This is a genomic window from Parabacteroides sp. AF39-10AC (assembly GCF_003635405.1).
GTDB lineage: Bacteria > Bacteroidota > Bacteroidia > Bacteroidales > Tannerellaceae > Parabacteroides > Parabacteroides distasonis.
In genome coordinates this window covers 45664-64902 of sequence record NZ_QTLP01000030.1, presented here as the reverse complement: position 1 = coordinate 64902, position 19239 = coordinate 45664, and the positions used below count along the sequence as shown (strand labels likewise).

General features: G+C 43.6%; 16 protein-coding genes, 1 tRNA gene and 1 pseudogene. 14 read left to right on the top strand and 4 right to left on the bottom strand.

Translation table 11 applies throughout. From position 1 onward, the window contains the following. Positions 1–778: 778 nt before the first annotated feature. Positions 779–889 (bottom strand): annotated as a pseudogene (locus DW033_RS25375) (integrase); the annotation flags it as partial. A gap of 119 nt (positions 890–1008) precedes the next feature. Between DW033_RS25375 and DW033_RS20930 the strand changes: the two are divergent. The 6 genes from DW033_RS20930 to thiL are packed head-to-tail and all read left to right on the top strand — an operon-like array spanning position 1009 to position 10284. Next, the gene (locus tag DW033_RS20930) at positions 1009–3945 is read left to right on the top strand and encodes a xanthan lyase (RefSeq protein WP_122370460.1); all 2937 of its coding nucleotides are present in this window, start codon (positions 1009–1011) and stop codon (positions 3943–3945) included. Then, complete coding sequence (locus DW033_RS20925; protein ID WP_122383117.1) at positions 3942–5402, top strand: glycosyltransferase family A protein; 1461 nt, start codon at positions 3942–3944, stop codon at positions 5400–5402. Before DW033_RS20930 ends, DW033_RS20925 begins: the two co-directional genes overlap by 4 nt. Then, the gene (locus DW033_RS20920; protein ID WP_122383116.1) at positions 5399–6349 is read left to right on the top strand and encodes a DUF4922 domain-containing protein; all 951 of its coding nucleotides are present in this window, start codon (positions 5399–5401) and stop codon (positions 6347–6349) included. The genes DW033_RS20925 and DW033_RS20920 overlap by 4 nt, the downstream gene beginning before the upstream one ends. 30 nt (positions 6350–6379) lie before the next feature. After that, positions 6380–8128: a signal peptide peptidase SppA gene (gene sppA / locus DW033_RS20915; protein WP_122383115.1), complete on the top strand. Its 1749-nt coding sequence runs from the start codon at positions 6380–6382 to the stop codon at positions 8126–8128. Between the two features lie 10 nt (positions 8129–8138). Further along, positions 8139–9248, top strand: a complete 1110-nt coding sequence (gene lpxK, locus DW033_RS20910) for a tetraacyldisaccharide 4'-kinase (protein WP_122370454.1) — start codon at positions 8139–8141, stop codon at positions 9246–9248. Positions 9249–9255: 7 nt separating this feature from the next. Further along, positions 9256–10284, top strand: coding sequence for a thiamine-phosphate kinase (gene thiL / locus DW033_RS20905; RefSeq protein WP_005858417.1), 1029 nt, complete (start codon positions 9256–9258; stop codon positions 10282–10284). Positions 10285–10360: 76 nt separating this feature from the next. Here the strand turns inward: thiL and DW033_RS20900 are convergent, their stop codons facing one another. Then, positions 10361–11479 (bottom strand): DUF4852 domain-containing protein, encoded by a 1119-nt coding sequence (locus DW033_RS20900; protein ID WP_048928195.1) that lies wholly within the window; start codon positions 11477–11479, stop codon positions 10361–10363. A gap of 215 nt (positions 11480–11694) precedes the next feature. On the opposite strand from DW033_RS20900, the gene DW033_RS20895 reads away from it, so the two are divergent. The 4 genes from DW033_RS20895 (at position 11695) to DW033_RS20880 (ending at position 14824) form a co-directional block, all read left to right on the top strand. Next, a tRNA-Phe gene (locus tag DW033_RS20895) sits at positions 11695–11767 on the top strand. Positions 11768–12018: 251 nt separating this feature from the next. Next, entirely contained in the window at positions 12019–13245 is a 1227-nt protein-coding gene (locus tag DW033_RS20890) for a site-specific integrase (RefSeq protein ID WP_045899358.1), read from the top strand. A 370-nt stretch (positions 13246–13615) separates the two neighbouring features. Further along, positions 13616–13972 carry a hypothetical protein gene (locus DW033_RS24410; RefSeq protein ID WP_144408962.1) on the top strand — a complete coding sequence of 119 codons (357 nt, stop codon included), beginning with the start codon at positions 13616–13618 and terminating at the stop codon, positions 13970–13972. A gap of 3 nt (positions 13973–13975) precedes the next feature. Beyond that, positions 13976–14824, top strand: coding sequence for a hypothetical protein (locus DW033_RS20880; RefSeq protein ID WP_045899360.1), 849 nt, complete (start codon positions 13976–13978; stop codon positions 14822–14824). Between the two features lie 92 nt (positions 14825–14916). Here the strand turns inward: DW033_RS20880 and DW033_RS20875 are convergent, their stop codons facing one another. Further along, positions 14917–15213 carry a helix-turn-helix domain-containing protein gene (locus DW033_RS20875; RefSeq protein ID WP_045899361.1) on the bottom strand — a complete coding sequence of 99 codons (297 nt, stop codon included), beginning with the start codon at positions 15211–15213 and terminating at the stop codon, positions 14917–14919. 5 nt (positions 15214–15218) lie between these two features. Continuing rightward, positions 15219–15506 (bottom strand): helix-turn-helix domain-containing protein, encoded by a 288-nt coding sequence (locus DW033_RS20870; RefSeq protein WP_045899362.1) that lies wholly within the window; start codon positions 15504–15506, stop codon positions 15219–15221. A gap of 342 nt (positions 15507–15848) precedes the next feature. Between DW033_RS20870 and DW033_RS20865 the strand changes: the two genes are divergently transcribed. The 4 genes from DW033_RS20865 to DW033_RS20850 all read left to right on the top strand — a co-directional run. Continuing rightward, positions 15849–16154, top strand: coding sequence for a helix-turn-helix domain-containing protein (locus DW033_RS20865; protein WP_045899363.1), 306 nt, complete (start codon positions 15849–15851; stop codon positions 16152–16154). Continuing rightward, a complete protein-coding gene (locus tag DW033_RS20860; protein ID WP_045899364.1) occupies positions 16135–17367 on the top strand; it encodes a VapE domain-containing protein in 1233 nt (410 codons plus the stop codon). Before DW033_RS20865 ends, DW033_RS20860 begins: the two co-directional genes overlap by 20 nt. A gap of 331 nt (positions 17368–17698) precedes the next feature. Continuing rightward, the gene (locus tag DW033_RS20855; RefSeq protein WP_122383114.1) at positions 17699–18733 is read left to right on the top strand and encodes a toprim domain-containing protein; all 1035 of its coding nucleotides are present in this window, start codon (positions 17699–17701) and stop codon (positions 18731–18733) included. A gap of 155 nt (positions 18734–18888) precedes the next feature. Beyond that, a partial coding sequence (locus tag DW033_RS20850) for a MobC family plasmid mobilization relaxosome protein (protein ID WP_233554279.1) occupies positions 18889–19239 on the top strand: 351 nt, incomplete at its 3' end.

The following is a 19239-nucleotide window of genomic DNA, read 5'->3' as shown; positions in this document are numbered from 1 at the left end:
AAGCGCCGTTCTCTCTCGAATGCGGGTGCAAAAGTAATGCTATAAAACATACGATCCAAATTTATCGGGCATTATTTTTTAGGCTTTTTTTCACGAGGGGGATTGCGTACATTAAATAATACGTGATCCTCTTTTTTAACTTACGAGTCACCGCGTGTACCGAAAACAGGGCTCTCACGAGTGCTTTTACACGTATAAAAACGATAAACAGGGTCCTAGCGACGAGAGGAAATCACACGGGAAAAACGGCTTTCTGCTCATGGAATCACGAGAAAATCGCTCTGTACACGTGCTTTTGGGCCACGTAAATGTGAGTTTAGGCCGATTATATCGCCCCAAAGACTAAAAAAGGGCTAAGAGAACAGTATTACATAAACAACTGTCTATCTATACTTTAAGACATCAAGAAAATCTTCCAAAAAAATCACAGGGCGCATTAGGGCGCATCTTTACGTGTTCGCAAAAACATTTTACAAAAAAAATATATTACTCCATCTATATAATAAGTAAGACGCTAATTTTTTTATAATATAAAAGTTTTACAAACCTCGCAAAGATGCGCCCTTTGCGCCCTGAACCATCCCCTACCAACTTATCCGGGATACAAAAAAAGCCTATGGGACACGGCCGTAAAGTCATTGAGATAACACCTCTATCCCATTGACTTTACCACCGTTTCCCATTGAGATACTATCGCAAACCCGACACTTCAAGAAGGGATAATCATTCCCCAGATAGGCGTCTTGACCATGAACACGAATAGTTCGCTCGCAACTGAACTGAACCGCACCATCGTCCCGTTAATCGCTACCCGTCCCATGATAGGGACAAATCCGTTCTTCTCCTTGCTGCCGTTCACATAGATTTGACTTCTCCCAATATCCACAATTTGCCCCTACCTTCTTCATATTCAATTTTAATTGCGCCAATCTGGGCTTTTTATAAGGTTATTACGGAGATTTTCCGTAAATTTGTAGAAATAAGACAGCCAATAATATTTATAAAAATATGCGAGAAAAACTCTCCTATCCTGTTAGGATCATCATATCCTTACTATCCATTTTTCTCTGGAGCTTTCCGGCAGAAGGGCAGGATAGTGAAAGCTTAAAAAAGCAATTGGATCAAAAGCTAAACTCTTTCGCAAGGCAATATGTGTCTTCACGCACCATTAAGATTGACTCCATCCTCATACAGAAGAAGAAAGTCACGCTTTTCGCCAATGAAGCTTTGGAGGACATCCCTTTTCAGGAATATAACGTTTCTGAGCTTTACGCAAGTATAGCTCCCCTATTCCCCAATGCCTCCAAGATCGTCATCTTGACCCGAGGTACAGACATTGAGAGCCTGATTCCCGAATACGACAGAAAAGGACGTCCCAACAAAAAGAGGCTATACTCCATTAAAGAGAGCAAATACCCGCTAACCCGTAGCCTATCCAGCCCTCATGAGATAAAAAACGGATTACAAAACCGTCATATCGCCCTTTGGCAAAGCCATGGTTTATATTACGCCCAGACCGCCCATCGCTGGGAATGGCAACGGGCTCGCATGTTCGGCACCGTGGAGGACTTATTTACGCAGAGTTTTGTTCTTCCTTATCTGACCCCGATGCTTGAAAACGCAGGAGCGACTATTCTTATCCCCCGGGAAAGGGACACTCAAATACACGAAATCATTATCGACAATGATCGCTCTACTCCGGGATCCGAGTATAAGGAATTGGATGGAGAGAAAGCTTGGTCGGATGGGGAGAAAGCCGGATTTGGGCATATTCAAGCTACTTATACGAATGGGGAGAACCCTTTTACGCAAGGTACCTATCGGCAGACGGTCACACAGAGGAAAGGAAAAGAAAGTCTCATCGAGTGGATTCCCGAAATTCCGGAATCGGGGAATTACGCGGTCTATGCCTCCTATCAATCTTTTCCGAACAGCACAGAGCAGGCACTGTATACCATCCATCATGCCGGAGGGGAAACCACAATCGCCGTCAATCAAACAATGGGGGGTGGGACTTGGATCTATCTGGGAAACTTCAAATTCACGGCACATGAACAAGCCCATGAGAGAATCGTATTAACGAATCAAAGCAATAAATCGGGAAAGATTATCACGGCAGATGCGATCAAGATCGGTGGCGGCATGGGGAACATCGCACGTAGCCCGCTAGAAAGTCCCTATCCGATAGAAGCAGAGACAAGTGGGTATCCACGGTTTACCGAGGCGGCCCGATATTGGCTACAATGGGCGGGAATGCCAGATAGTATCTATTCGAAAAGCGCTTTCCACAATGATTATCAAGACGACATTTACGCACGTCCCCGATGGGTTAATTATTTAAAAGAACAAGCCCATATCCCTATCGACATGGCCTTCGCATTCCATTCCGACGCAGGAACCACCCCGGATGACTCAATTATAGGGACACTCGGCATCTATATGTCTAAAAGCAACGACGGAATCTACACCAACCGGAAAAGCCGGGAGATCGCCAGAGACCTAACCGACATGATCCAAACACAGATCCTGTCCGATGTCCGCAAGGTTTACAATCCTCAATGGAGCCGCCGTGGCATGTGGAATCAATCTTATATAGAGGCACGTATTCCCGATGTCCCAACGATGCTATTAGAATTACTATCCCATCAAAACTTCGCCGATATGCGTTACGGGTTAGACCCACGCTTCCGTTTCCTTATCTGTAGGGCGATCTATAAAGGGATGCTCCGTTATATCTGTTTCCAGAATAAACAGGAGCCTATCGTACAACCGCTCCCACCCGATCGTCTGTATACGGAGCTCGTAGAAACGAATAAAGTGAGAATCGGCTGGAAAGCCGTACAGGATACTCTTGAGGAGAGTGCCTCACCAACCGCCTATATCCTTTATAGTCGAAAAGACAGCGGTGGATTCGATAACGGGACGCTCGTAAAAGGAGAAGAAATCATTCTTCCAATTGAGACGGGTATTATCCATAGTTATAAGGTAGCTGCCGTAAATAAGGGAGGCATCAGTTTCCCTTCCGAGATCGTAAGTGTTTACCGGTCTCCTAAAGGTGAAAAGGATAAGACGGTATTAATCGTCAATGGATTCGACAGGATCAGCGGTCCAGCCAGTTTCGAGAGTGCGGCGGATAGTTTAGCCGGCTTTCTTTATGCCGTCGACCGGGGAGTGCCTTATCTGAATGATATCGCATTTATCGGGGATCAATTCGAATTCCGCCGTTCCGCCACATGGAACAGCAATGATAATAACGGGCATGGGGATAGTTACAACAATTACGCAGGGCAAGTCATAGCGGGCAATACCTTCGATTATCCTTTCATACATGGGCAGGCCATGGCCGGGACCGGTTATTCCTTTGTTTCATGTAGCCATAAATCTTTGGCCGAGGGAGTCGTAAAGCCGGATACGTATCCGATTATTGACTTGATTTTAGGAAAACAGCGCCAACCGGTTATCACTCCCGTTTTACAGGATACGCTTCGCAGCTACCTTGCCCAAGGCGGCAACTTGCTTGTAAGCGGGACGAATCTTTTCTCCGACAGCTGGGGCAACGCACAAGACCGTACGTTCGTCGAGGAGGTACTAAAAGGGAAGTTGGCTAGCCGTAATGCCAGCAAGGAGGGAATCGTAAACAGTTGCGCATCCCCTTACGGATATATAAACGGCAGATACACGTTCCGGACACGTCCGAACCCTATTTGCTACTCGATCGAGTCGGTAGACGGTGTACTTCCGGCGGATAAGCTCGCCCATACCATCTTGAGATATCCGGAGAACAATATCGGGGCGGGAATCGTTTATGAAGGAAAATACCGGACTTGTTCGCTCGGTTTCCCATTCGAGGCGCTTCAAACACCGTCGGAACGAAATCGACTCATGGAGTCCATCTTACGCTTTTTCTCCATTCAACAACAAAATAAAATACAGTATATACAATGAAACGAATCAATTGCTTTATCCCTTATGGAAAAATAGAGGCTACACGACAAACGGTAGCGCAATTGGCCGAGTCGTCCTTAGTGAGTCAGATCTATCTAATCACGGACGATCCCCACGCCAAGGCTATTTATCCCTGCAATTTAATCCGCACGGAGAATATATGGAGCACGAAGACCCTCCGGGAAATAGCCGGCTATGCCAGTGCCCATTATACGTTGATTTATACGAAGACTGAAGAGCTTCAATTAGGCATGTATGCCCTAGAGCGTTTTGTCGCCATCGCCGACGATACGAGATCCGGTATGGTTTACTCCGATTATTACGAGCAGAAGGAGGGCAAACTCAACCCCCATCCGGTGATCGATTACCAGAAAGGAAGTCTTAGGGATGATTTCAATTTCGGCTCCCTCCTACTTTATCGTTCTTCCACGCTACAAAACGCCATAGCCTCCATGGATACGGAATATACATTCGCCGGACTCTACGACTTGCGCCTGAAAGTCTCCCAAAACGCTCCGCTGACGCATATCAACGAATATCTATATACAGAAGTAGAGAATGATTTACGGAAATCCGGAGAGAAGATGTTCGACTATGTAGATCCCAAGAACCGCTTTGTACAGATCGAGATGGAAGCCGCCTGTACAGATCACTTAAAGATGATAGGCGGCTACTTGCCCCCTCATTTCAAGCCAGTCCGTTTTGACGAGCAGACATTTCAAACGGAAGCCTCCGTTATTATCCCTGTACGTAACCGTGTACGGACGATCGAGGACGCTATCCGTTCCGTACTGCGACAAGAGGCGTCCTTCCCTTTCAACCTAATCATTATCGATAATCATTCCACGGATGGCACCTCCGAGCGAATCCAAGCGATCGCCGCCACGGACCCTCGTATTATCCATATCCAGCCGGAGCGTGACGACCTCGGCATCGGGGGTTGCTGGAATATAGGAATACACCATTCGGCTTGCGGCAAGTTCGCCATCCAATTGGATAGCGATGATGTATACAGTGACGAGCATACCCTGCGTAAGATCGTGGAAGCCTTCTACGAGCAGCGATGCGCCATGGTGGTCGGAACCTACCGAATGACCGATTTCGATATGCGAACCATCCCGCCCGGAATTATCGACCATAAAGAATGGACTCCCGAGAACGGCCGCAATAACGCCCTCCGCATCAACGGGCTTGGAGCGCCCCGAGCCTTTTATACACCCTTGCTACGGAAACTAAACCTCCCGAACACCAGTTACGGAGAAGATTACGCCCTCGGCCTGCGCATCAGCCGCGAGTACCCGATCGGGCGGATCTACGACGTGCTGTACCTTTGCCGCCGTTGGGAAGATAACTCCGACGCCTCATTGGATGTCGTAAAAATGAACAACCATAATATATATAAGGATAAAATCAGGACTTGGGAACTCGAGGCCCGCTTAAACATGGAAAGACAATGAAACCAAACAACTGGGTCAGCTCATCACAAGCGACCGAATTATTAGCCAAGCAACTCGTGACATGGCCATTGGCCGAGAAGAACTATAAGGCGCTGAAGGCCGTGCAAGTAAAATCCTTCGATATGGGAGGGTTCTCGATACGTGCGCAATTCAATCCCGCCCGTATTGTTTCCACCGGGGCCAAGGTAGATGCCCGATCCCTAAAAGAACGCAAGTGCTTCCTATGTCCCGAGAACCTGCCGGTGGAACAGGAGCGACTGCCTTTCGGCTTTCGCCATCTGGTATTGTGCAACCCCTACCCGATCTTCCCCCAACATTTCACGATCCCTACCCGGAAACATACTCCGCAACTGATATTGCCGCAATGGAATGACTTCTTGGAACTGACAAGGAGACTCGCTCCCTTCACCGTCTTCTACAATGGACCCCGTAGCGGAGCCTCGGCACCGGATCATGCCCACTTCCAAGCGGTGACACGAGGCATCATGCCGCTGGATGAAGAGGTAACCCAATTTATACGACAATCGTATGCGAGTGTATACGACAACCGTATATACCCACTCACCGGCAACCTCCGCCCCGGCCTCGTCATCCAAGCCGCCACCGAAGAAGCCGCCACCCGGCTCTTCAAAAAGATCTACGCCGCTTTGCCGATACTTCCCGGTGAGCCCGAGCCGATGATGAATATCTTCGGCTCCTATTACGATAATAATTGGGTAATCACGGTTATCCCTCGTAAACGCCACCGCCCGTGGCAATACGAGGCCGAGGGCGACGACCATCTCCTGTCCAGCCCGGGAGCTGCCGATATCGGAGGTCTTTTCATCACCCCTTTAGAAAAGGATTTCAAAAAGATCAACCCGGAGCTTCTGCGAGATGTTTACCAACAAGTATGCCTCAGCGACCGGGACGTAGAGGAAATTTTCGTACATTTGTCATCTAATTAGTTTTCAATAGATATGAAACAATTCTTTAAAATGATGTTTGCCTCAACGCTAGGCGTTATGTTGGCAATGGGAATAATCCTGACGGTATTGATATCCATGACTATAGGATATATCGCCACCGTAGGTAGCACACCTGATTACACCCCCAAGAGCAATACGGTATTCAAGATCAAGCTAGACGGGACGCTAGCGGATAACCCGGCGGAGAATCCATTCTCCGCCTTGATGGGCGACAAGGAAAACATGCTGTCACTGAAGGACCTGCTCGAGACGATCCGGATAGCGAAACAGAATGACAAGATCGCGGGGATTTATATCGAATCGGGGCTTCTCTCCTCGGGTAGCGCCAGCTTGGAGGCAATCCGCCGATCGCTGATAGACTTCAAGGAAAGCGGCAAGTTCGTGGTAGCTTACGCCGATAATTTCACGCAAGGGAATTACTTCCTTTGCTCCGTGGCCGATAAGGTATTCTTGAATCCGCAAGGCATCCTTGAGTTGACGGGACTCGCCTCGCAAACCCTATTCTACAAAGGACTGATGGATAAGGTAGGTATCGAGATGCAGATTTTTAAGGTAGGTACCTACAAAGGTGCCGTGGAGCCCTTTATGCTGGATAAGCTGAGCGAGGCGAACCGGGAGCAAATCCAATCGTATATCTCCACCATCTGGGATAATATAACCGAAGGCATCGCCGAATCACGCGGCATCAGCGTGAACGATATCAACCATTACGCCAATGAGGGGCTTTTCTTCGCGGACCCGGTGAAAACGGTAGAATGTGGCTTTATAGACGAATTGAAGTATAAGCCGGAGGTAGAAGCATATGTCAAAGAGTTAGCCGGACAAAATGGAGAGAAACTGAGATCGGCCAACTTAGCTCAAATGAAAACCCTCAAGGCATCACCCACCAAAAACGCCCCGGAGATAGCTGTACTTTACGCCGAAGGCGAGATTAAGGCGCAAACACCCGGCAACTTTTACGATATCGAACAAAGTATCACGGAGAAAATGGCCGATGAGCTTATCAAGCTAAAAAACAATGACGACGTGAAAGCCGTGGTATTCCGTGTGAATTCCCCGGGAGGTAGCGCTTATATATCCGAGCAGATATGGCGTCAAGTTGTCGAGTTGAAAAAGGTGAAACCTGTGGTCGTTTCCATGGGCAACGTAGCTGCCTCGGGAGGCTACTATATCTCATGCGCCGCTAATAAGATCATCGCCGAACCGAATACGTTGACCGGTTCCATCGGTATCTTCGGCATGTTCCCGAACGCCTCCGGATTATTCGGGAAACTAGCGTTGACCACGGACATCGTAAAGACGAACACATTCTCGGACTTAGGAGACCTCTCCCGTCCCATGACCGAGAGTGAGAAAGCACTGATACAAGGATACGTGGAAAGAGGCTACCAAACGTTCCTTTCCCGCTGCGCCGAAGGTAGAGGTATGACTACCGAAGCGGTCAACGCTATCGGACAAGGACGGGTCTGGACGGGTGAGCAAGCGAAAGAAAGAGGTTTGGTCGATGAGCTGGGCGGTATTGAATTAGCTATAAGCACAGCGGCGGGGTTGGCTGATCTGGATCAGTATAGCGTAACTACCGTCAGCGGTTCCAAAAATTTCTTGGACGAGTTCTTGGAAAGCCAGCTCGGAGAGGTGAAACTCTCTATCGTCAAAAATGTATTGGGTAATGAGTTCGAGTACTTCAAGACGTTGAATAATATCAAGACGAATTGCGGAATCCAAGCTCGTATGCCTTACGATATGAAACCGTTATAATAACTGGACCATGCTGACAGATCATACGATTAAGTTCAATAAACTCCTCACTCCATTCTCTTTCCTTTATGGAATCGGGGTGAGATTCAGGAATCAGCTGTTCGACTGGAAAATCCTTCGGACAGAGCGGTATGATCTGCCTATTATTTGCGTGGGGAACCTGACTGTCGGGGGGACCGGAAAAACCCCTCATACGGAATACATCATCCGTTTGATAAAAGACCGATACCGGGTAGCTGTACTCAGCCGTGGCTATAAACGGAAAACCTCCGGTTTCTTGTTGGCCGATCAGCGAAGTACCAGCAAGGATATCGGTGACGAGCCGTACCAAATGAAACGTAAGTTTCCGGATATTCTCGTTGCCGTAGACGCTGATCGCCGCAGGGGTATCCGCAATCTATTGGCTCTGCCAGAGAATAAGCGCCCGGAAGTGATCGTGCTGGACGATGCCTTTCAACATCGATACGTCGCCCCCACGCTGAACATCCTTTTAACCGATTGCCACCGTCTTTATACGCAAGATAAGCTCTTACCCGCAGGCCGTTTAAGGGAACCTATGGATGGCGCTCGACGTGCGGACGTGATCATTGTCACGAAATGTGAGTCATATATACAACCTATAGACTTCCGGATCATAGAGGAGGATATACATCTCTCAGCTTATCAAGAGCTCTATTTCAGCCGTATTCTTTACGGGGAGCTGGAACCCGTCTTTTCCGGTAAAGCCCCCAGACGCACATTAAAAGGGCTGGCCTCTACTACAGAGGTTTTATTGGTATCCGGTATCGCATCCCCGGCACCTCTCGAAAAAGAGATCCATAAATATACGGAGCATGTCACCTCATTGATCTTTCCGGATCATCACGCCTTCGATCGGCATGACATCCAGAAAATACAAACGGCCTTCAAGCGGTTGACTTCTACAAGTAAATTGATAATCATCACGGAGAAAGATGCCGCCCGACTCCGTGACCTTCCTTCGCTTCCCATGGAATGGTTTTCTCATTTATATTGTTTGCCTATTACGGTGGGTTTCTGTATGGACCGGGAAAAACAATTTCAAGAATTAATAGTTAAACATATTGATACAAGAATAAAGAATCATCCTATATTACGTTAACAATCTTATGAGCAATAGAACAGAAATATCGACTTTGGGAGAGTTCGGGTTAATCCGTCATCTCACCGATAAAATAGAACTTAAAAATCCGAGTACGTTGAAAGGTGTTGGTGACGACGCAGCCGTACTGGATTACACAGACAAGCAAGTATTGGTTACGACAGACCTTTTGCTGGAAGGTATTCATTTCGATTTGATGTATGTGCCGTTGAAACATCTCGGCTATAAATCCGCAGTCGTAAACTTCTCCGATATTTACGCCATGAACGGCCGCCCGAAACAGATTACGGTATCATTGGGTATTTCCAAACGTTTCTGTGTAGAAGATCTCGAAGAATTCTACGAGGGCATTAAACTCGCTTGTGATATCTATGACGTAGATCTCGTTGGTGGCGACACTTCCGCCTCACGCACAGGGTTAGCGATCAGCATCACTTGCCTAGGCGAGGGAGAGAAAGGTAAAGTTGTCTATCGAAACGGAGCCAAGGAGACCGATCTTATTTGCGTGTCCGGCGATTTAGGGGCCGCCTACATGGGTCTCCAATTACTGGAACGGGAGAAAAGCATATTTAATGGGGAGAAAGATTTCACGCCCGATTTCTCTGGTAAAGAATATTTGTTGGAACGCCAATTAAAACCGGAAGCCCGCAAAGACATTGTCGAGGTTCTTGACCAAGCAGGAATCGTTCCTACCTCCATGATGGATATCTCCGACGGCCTCTCTTCGGAGTTGCTTCATATATCTAAAGAAAGTAATGTAGGTTGCCGAGTTTACGAAGATCGTATTCCTATCGATTACCAAACCGCAGCCATGGCAGAGCAGTTTAACATGAATCTGATAACCGCGGCATTGAATGGAGGTGAGGATTATGAACTCTTATTCACTGTTCCTTTAGCAGATCATGATAAGGTGTCGGAAATGAAAGGTATTAAGGTGATCGGTCATATAACAAAGCCGGAGTTAGGCAATTATCTTGTCGGTCGTGACGGAGGTGAAGTCGAGCTTAAGGCGCAAGGTTGGAACTCACTAAACTAAAAAGAAATATCCGCTCTGAATTCACGAATGCAAAGCGGTCCGTCTCATTTTTATTGGGGGACGGACCGTTTTCCTATTATTTCACTTCAATGGATCCTAAATAATTATAGAAGAGTTCAAAATCACTTATCTTCAAGAAAGGTAAGTGATAAACATCCATCTTTATAATTTGCGCCTCTATAGCCATTTTCCCATACAAATCAGCCAAAGACATACTCTTTATATCACCGTTATGATAGACCTTATTCTTTTTCTCGGGAAGCTGTACCTTCTTATCCAAGAAACGGATATAAGTATAAGAAGTAGCCAGCGGCTTATTATAAGTAGGCACTTTTCCGACTTTCCTCATATCATAAAACCCTTTCGCACGAGCCGTCTCACAAGGGACATTCATGAACTCTGGTATATTCACAAATCGAAAGGCACAATCATCCCATTTACAAAAGCCAATCTTAGCCAACGCATCCGGCTGGTCTGTCTTAATTTGTGGGCACCACAACCCTTTTAATGGAAAGATCTGCTTATCCATATCATATTGTAACATCTCCGACTGACTCTCAATACGAAACACCTTACTAAAATCAACGTCCCCTAACGCCTTTTCCAATTTAGCGGCATATTCTTTCTTAAGATCCGCCATAGTAAATGGATCCGCTTGATTTTTCTCTACCAGATTCTTGTCACAATGAGCCATATACCTTACTATCACATCGTCATCAACTGTCACATTATTTAATTTAAGCGCATAAACAAATAAGAGATCGGACGTTAAATCGACCACACCCTCAACTTCGCTTTTAAAATATTCCGAAACAATATTCCCTTGACTAAGCGCATCATTAATATTTATACAAAGACGCCGTCCATCCAGCTCTACCACGACAAGAGGATGCGTTTCTTCCTCAGAATAAACGCCCATACCCTCAAAGAGTTTCTTATCGTAATCTGGAATATCAACGATCACCGCCTCTTGACTAGCCAGATTCTCTTTCGGCATCGTAGAAATCTTCCCATCCTTTGTAAACGTCCTAACAAACAAATATCCGGAAACCTTAGGGACACCAAACATAATCTTATCCCCTTTTTTATACACTTTCCCATCACAGGCAGACACCGCATCACGAGTTCCTATCCCAGCAGCAGCAAATGCCAAACATACCCAACTTAAAACAATACTCCAAATTACTTTCTTCATATCTATAGCTTATTAATCATTCTCTACCCGCTTCCAAAAATAAGTAAAAATCCATATTTATCTACACGCTCCCCCTATTTACCCTGCTTATAGCAGCTAATTTCACCTCTACCCTCAAATATTTTCAAAAAATCCACCGCCACCTATTGCATATATCAAAAAAGTCCGTATCTTTGCACCCGTAATCGAAACAACGATATACAAAACGACATGATGGTTCCATAGCTCAGTTGGTAGAGCAAAGGACTGAAAATCCTTGTGTCCCCGGTTCGATTCCTGGTGGCACCACTTTTAAGAAAAGAAAAACGATGTAAATCCCTGAATTTCAAAGGAATTCAGGGATTTTTCATTTCCAAGAATAGGCAAAATAAGTGGGATTAAAGCAAACTATACGTCCTTATTCGGGGGACGGTTTTAGAAAGCCCTGAATGTTCCACTACGCGATAGCTACTTCATTCTTTTACTGCACGTTGCACTATTTTACATAACAGAGTCCTCGGTTCGATTTCCTAACTTTGTATCATTAAAAATTGAGCAGTATGGAAAGAAAGAGATTCAGCGTTTTGTTCTTCATCAAGAGAAGCAAACTGTTAAAAAACGGGGAAGCGCCCGTGCGTGTGCGTGTCACTTATGACCGCTTGTATGTGGAACTTCAACTAAAACGAAGCGTAAAAGTCCCACTTTGGTCGCAGGAAAAAGAGAAATCGACAGGCAAAGACCGAAATTCTGCAGAACTTAATCATTACATTGATGCCCTGCGTGTGAAATTCTATCAGATTTACCAAGACTTGGAACTGGAGGGAAAGATTATCTCCGCACGTGCCATAGTGAACCGCTATCAGGGAAAGGACGAAACTTTCAAGACATTATATAATGTGTTCAAGGAGCATAACGATAACTGCCGGAAGCTAATCGGGACGGACTATGCCGACATTACCGTAAGACGTTACGATAACTGCCTGAAATATCTCATGGAACTGGTGAAACGGGATTATAAGGTAGATGATATGCTGTTGCGTGAGGTGAACGGGGAACTGGTACGTAAATTCGACCTGTACCTAAAGGCTGAGAAGCATTGCGCACAGAATACCGTTATCCGGTACATGAAATGCTTTAAGAAAGTGATAAACCTCGCCATTGCCAACGAGTGGCTGACGAAGAACCCGTTTGCCGGAATCAAGTTTCACGAGGTAGAAGTAAACAAACAGTTCCTTAGCCAAACTGAAATTAATAAGATATGGCAGAAAGAATTTAAGATAGAACGGCTGGAACTGGTACGAGATGTATTTATCTTCTGTGTGTACACTGGACTGGCGTTTATAGACGTATATAATTTACGTCCCGAACATATTTCAGAGGATAGTAACGGTAATTTGTGGATAGTGAAAGCCCGTGAAAAGACAAACAATCTTTGTAATATTCCACTTTTGAACATTCCGAAACAGATACTTGAAAAATACAAGGACAATCCGTATTGCCTTGATAAAGGTGTTATGTTGCCTGTTCCTTGCAATCAGAAGATGAACAGTTATTTGAAAGAAATTGCTGACCTGTGCGGAATTAGAAAAAATCTGACCACGCACACCGCCCGGCACAGCTTTGCAAGCGTCATCGCACTGGCTAACAATGTATCACTTCCGAATGTGTCTAAAATGTTGGGGCATTCGTCTACGAGAATGACACAGCATTATGCCAAAGTATTAGACCAAAGCATTTTGAAAGATATGAAAGAGGTAGATATGAAGCTAAATATTCTCCAATCATAAGATTAAATCACAAATTCAAAAAAAAGACTTAGGAAAGTATTCTTAAGTCTTTTTTTATTTATACTTTTGTACTTAGTAAGTTCTGAATATCAAACTAATACAGAGTGATACAGATAATACAAATTGTGAACGGAAAATAAAATAGTTTCATATTAGATGATATTTTCATTATATGTTTGCCAATCATATAAAACTAATTTTTGTATTAACAGCCTATTCTCCTATAATATTTATTGTATGGGCAGTTGAAGTATATAATAACTTAACCAAAGGGAATCAGATTGGACTCATTAATAAGCCTATAGAGATTTTCAACCGATTAAATCTAATATTCATTTTCATTATACTCTTATTAGCATGTTATTTATTCATGAAAGCAGCGAGAGGGAAATTAACTATTAATAACATAGGTGTAAAATCTATTAAGAGCGCAGATTTGAATATGAACTCTTTGTTGTTAAGCTATTTTTTACCATGTATTGAACTCTTTAAAAAAGATCCAATTTTTATTTTTGGATGGTTTGTTGTGTTAATCATATTGATAGTTATAAATAGAGGTACATATTTTTACAACCCAATTATAAAACTCTTTGGCTATAGATATTATGAAGTCACAACAAACAGTGGCGTTGTCTACACTATGATTTCAAAAAAGAAATTAGTGAACACCAATGAAGTGAAAAGATATTCACAGCTAACAGATTATGTAATTTTAAATCAATTATAACTTATGAGAACACAAGCTAATTCTGCCGTATGCAACTTCTTTGCCCTTTTAAAAGATGACACTGTAAGAAAAATAGATTTACTACAGGCAATTACAAATAACATAAAATCCTGTTTTATTGACAATTCAACAAAACTAATGGATAGTGAAACTGAAGAAATTTTATTTGATGGGAATTTTAATATAGATGGGAACGAGGTATTATATGTTGAATTTCCTCTTTCTGATACATTATTAGAAGCGAACACTAATAGTATCGGTTTAAACACCTTGGATATATCAACAGATGAGATCAAATCACTATTCTGGATTGAAAATAACATATATTATTTTCAGAACTTTGACAAAAGGAAACTGTTACAAAATAAAAATGTACTTTTTTGGAATAACTCCACCTATGATAAACTGTCAAATGATGCTCTTATAGTTGAAAATACAGTAAATGCCATATATAAAAATGGTAAATTCTATTTTAAATCATATACTAATGCAAACAAAATAATTTCATTGATAGATTTCTTTGAAGAAGCGTCAAACGAAACCATTGAAGACTTTGCTAATCAAGAATTATTAAATGTGAACGTAGATTGGTTGAAAGAAAATAGTAATTCTATGATTAGAAAACAAATAACACTTATCCAAAAGAGTAACATTTTGGCTACAGCGACAGTCAAAAAGCTTAAATCTTCTGCAAAGAAATTCAATTTGCAAATAGAAATTGCCGATGGTAAACTCAATATACCCAATGATAAAAAGCAATGCAAGGATGTACTATGTTTCTTAAATGAGCAATTTTATATTGGGCTAATATCAGGAAAGAAATTCCGAACTAACTCTAAGAGGGAAGCTTAGTCCCTCTTAGAACCATCTTTGACCGATGAATTTTAAGCTAAAATTGAAGCATGAAATATTGCTATTTCTCAAGAAAACAAGATTTCATGCTTTCAATATTTCAAGTTATCATTCCTGTAATGCTTATCTAACAAATTCATTATATCACTTTCCCGATAAATGATTTTTCCCGGAAGTTGCACATATCCCAGCAGTCCTGTATCCCTGTAATCCTGCAAAGTCCGCTTACTGATACACAGTTTTTGGCAGACTTCCTCACCTGTCAAGTAATGTTCGCCACCCAGTACCGGACGATAATTCGTCATCATGTATTCCATATTCTCCAACACCCGGTCAAGGGATGAAAACAATACTTGTGTTGTATTGGAATCTTTTGTTATCAAATCCATAGGTTCTATTTTTTAGAGTTATTCTTCACGTGATTTTGCATAAAGGTTTCCACATCCGAAATCTTATAATAAATCTTGTTATTGATTTGCGAATAAGGTAATTTGCCCATATCACGATAGGTTTGCATCGTCCGGGCAGACACATTCAGCAAACGGCAGGTTTCGCAGTTATCCAACCACTTATCCTGTTTTCTCCGCAAAGGAATACACAGGGCATCCATATGATTGATAAAGTGGTTAAACTTTTCCTGCCAAAGTTCGAATGTTTTCTTTTCAATGGTTACTATTTCCATATTTCATTATGTTTTGATATTACTTCTTTTTTCTTGTTTGATGCAAATATATAGCCTTGAATAATAGCTTGTTTCAGACTGTCCGCAGATGTCCTTATATGTCCTCACTTGTCCCACTTGCATAGAGAAAAGAATAAGAAAAACCGAAAAAGGTAATCGATATAAAGAACTTCGTTCACGTTTCATTCTCTATTATAATAAGGTGAAGAACATAAACGAACTTTCACGGTCTGATAGTATTTTGAAGCAGAGCCGAGCAAAGCAATTCCAAACACCTGACACTTTGTTTTTTACCATTTTTTCTTATTTTATTTGTGGTGCTAATTCAAAAAACAAAGCACCATGAACAATCCTTTTGAAGAAATTTTCAAGCGGCTGGAAAACATCGAAAAGATGATTTCCCCCGTAGTCAGTTCTTCATCCGAAGAACCGGGTAGCAGGCAATCTGTTTTAGTCAAAATATCCGTAGCCAGCCGGATAACCGGATATTCAGTTAATTACCTCTATCACTTAGCCAGCAGCGGAGCGATACCATGTGTCAAACGTGGACGCTCCTTACGTTTCGATGTGGACGAGTTGCAGCGGTGGATGCAGCAACAATATGTACCAGCTTCCAACAAACTATCCGATGAAAGAGAAAAGGGATAACGAAGCGGAACACATCGAGGGTAGGCTATCCAAGAACGAGCGCATCGAAAGGCAGCTTAATTCCTTGTACGACTTCCGGTTTAATATTGTGAAAAGCAGGACAGAATATCGGGCTGCAAATACTTCCGGTTTGTATCAGCCAGTCACAAAGTTTGCTTTGAACTCTTTCAGGCGCAAACTGGATGTTACCGAAGGTGTTGCCACCTCTGCCGAAAACATCCGTATGATATTGGAAAGCGATTTCGCAAGTAAAGTGCATCCCATACGGGAATACCTTACTGCCCTACCCTTGTTGAATCCTGCCGGACATGGATATATCAAAAAACTATTGAACACGGTGCAAGTAGCCAATCCCGGCAAGTGGGAGGAGTATTTTACGAAATGGCTTGTCGGTGTGGTAGCTAATGCCATGAATGATACAGGCTGTCAAAACCATGCTTGTTTAGTCCTTACTGGCGACAAGCAGGGACAGTTCAAAACATGGTGGCTGGATAACCTTTGCCCGTCACCACTAAAAAACTATCTATTTACCGGGAAGATAGACCCGCAGAGCAAAGACATCCTGACACTGATAGCCGAATACTTGTTTATCAACATCGACGACCAGCTAAAGGAACTCAACAAGCAGAATGAAAACGCATTAAAGAACCTGATAACCACCCCGGCAGTTAAATACCGCAGACCGTATGATATTTACATAGAGGAATATCCGCATTTAGCCAGCTTCATGGCTTCGGTGAACGGTAACGAGTTCTTGACAGACCCGACAGGGAACAGACGATTTCTGCCTTTTGAAGTCCTGCACATTGATAAACCGACAGCAGAAAGTATCAACATGGATAATGTCTACTCCGAAATCATGTACTTGTATCGGCAAGGTGTACGCTATTGGTTTAATGATGCCGAGATTGAAGAACTGCACCTGACAAATGCGGAATTTGAGGTGCAAACAGTTGAGTTTGAAATGCTGATGCAGTATTTTGAAAAGCCCACAGAGGAAGAAGAAAGTCTGTTTTTTATGACAACAGTGCAAATCCTCACTTGTTTACGGGACGTATGCCCTATGCAGTTATCTGAAAAACGGTTGGGGGAAGCATTGCGGAAAGCCGGATTCAAACGGGTACAAAAGCGTATCAGCAACTGCAATTATTCGGTATATGGGTACAGAATAAAACCTATTTCCATACCCTACATCGATAACAATTACGGTTAACACAGCCGTTTATTATTGGCAGTTACTCCCATGCAGTAACTACCGAAAAAACATATTACTGTGTTTTATTCATTGAATACTAATCATTTATACAATGCGCAGTAAGGAGTAAGATAAAACCCTGAACTTTCAGGAAATTTAAAAAAAGAAAAGTCAGAAAACAACATAGGTAATATTTCTATCTCTTTTGTATAAAACAACTTACTTATCTTACTGCATAGAGTATAATCCGTTGAAAGAAAAAGAGATAGGTGCAGAAAGTTGACTGTTTTTCTTCTTACTCACTTCTTACTTCATTACTGCAATTTACAAACATTCAAAAATAAAGATTATGACTTATCAGGAGGCTAACCATATCAGTATCAAAGATTATCTGAAATCATTAGGCATTTTGCCCGCAGTGGATAAATATTATTACGGCATGTACCACAGTCCGTTCCGTCAGGATGATACGCCCAGTTTCAAGGTGGATTACGGTGTAAATCTGTGGTGTGACTTCGGGACGGGTGAGGGCGGCTCTCTCATCGACCTTGTGATGAAGCAGCACGGATGTAACGCTTACGGTGCTATCTGCCGACTGGAACAGTATTCATCCGGAAATTCTTTTTCTTTTCAAAGGAAAGAGGTTTCAGAAAGGATTCAGCATGAAAGGAAACAACCGACCAGCCCGATAGACATCCGTAAAATCCAGCCGTTGCAGAATCCGGCACTCATGGATTATTTGAGAAGCAGGAACATTCCACCTGAAATGGCAGCGCACCATGTGCAGGAAATGTATTACCGTATCGGTGACAAGCCTTATTTTGCGCTTGCTTTCAAGAACGATGCCGGAGGTTACGAACTTCGCAATCCACGTTTCAAGGGGAGTACATCACCCAAAGACATCACACACATACGGCAGTCAGGCAAAAAGAACGATAGCTGTTTTGTTTTCGAGGGAGTAATGGACTATCTTTCTTTTATCTCCATCCGGCAGAAAACAAATCCCACTTATCCTTGTCTTGACTGGCAGGATTACATTATCCTGAACTCGACCACTAATGTAGATAAAGCCTTGTACCCGTTAGCCGATTACGAGCATATCCACTGCCTTTTGGATAATGACGACGCAGGGTCTAAAGCCACCCAAGCCATACAAAAGGAATATCGTTGGCATGTGCGTGATTCATCACATCTGTACAGTGAATACAAGGACTTGAACGATTACTTGTGTGGGAAGAAGTTTATCCAACCAGCAGAAATGATGCAACAGTCAACCCAACAAATGCAGCCGGAAAAACAAAGACTGTCTGTCAAACAGCAACAATCGAAAGAGAAAAACAGACAAATTCCCGGTGAAAAAAGAAAAAGGGGCAGACGGTTGTAATCCGAAGAACAAGCAGAGCATACCAACGGCAAGCGGTGTGATTTAGGGGAGCAAGGTTATGTTTCGGTAGACCGAAACACCTTGCTTTGCTTAACGCAAAGAAAATTTCTCCCGTTGGTCGCAATTTTTAAGATACCACCTAAAAGCAAAAACACATGACAGGGATAAGGAACAAACCGGGAGGTCGCCCGGCAAAAAGCCGGATAGACAAGCAGAACCGGGTAGTCAGCACGAAACTGACCGAGTTACAGTTCTACGCAATCAGGAAGCGAGCCACCGAAGCCGGGCTGCGTGTCAGCGAGTACGTCCGGCAGGCGGTCGTTTCGGCAGAGGTGACGCCCCGGCTGAACAGGCAGGATGCGGACACTATCCGCAAGCTGGCGGGCGAAGCCAACAACATCAACCAGCTAGCGCACCGGGCGAATGCCGGAGGGTTCGCACTGGTGGCGGTGGAACTGGTGAAACTCAAGAACAGGATTGTTGAAATCATAAACCAACTGTCGGAT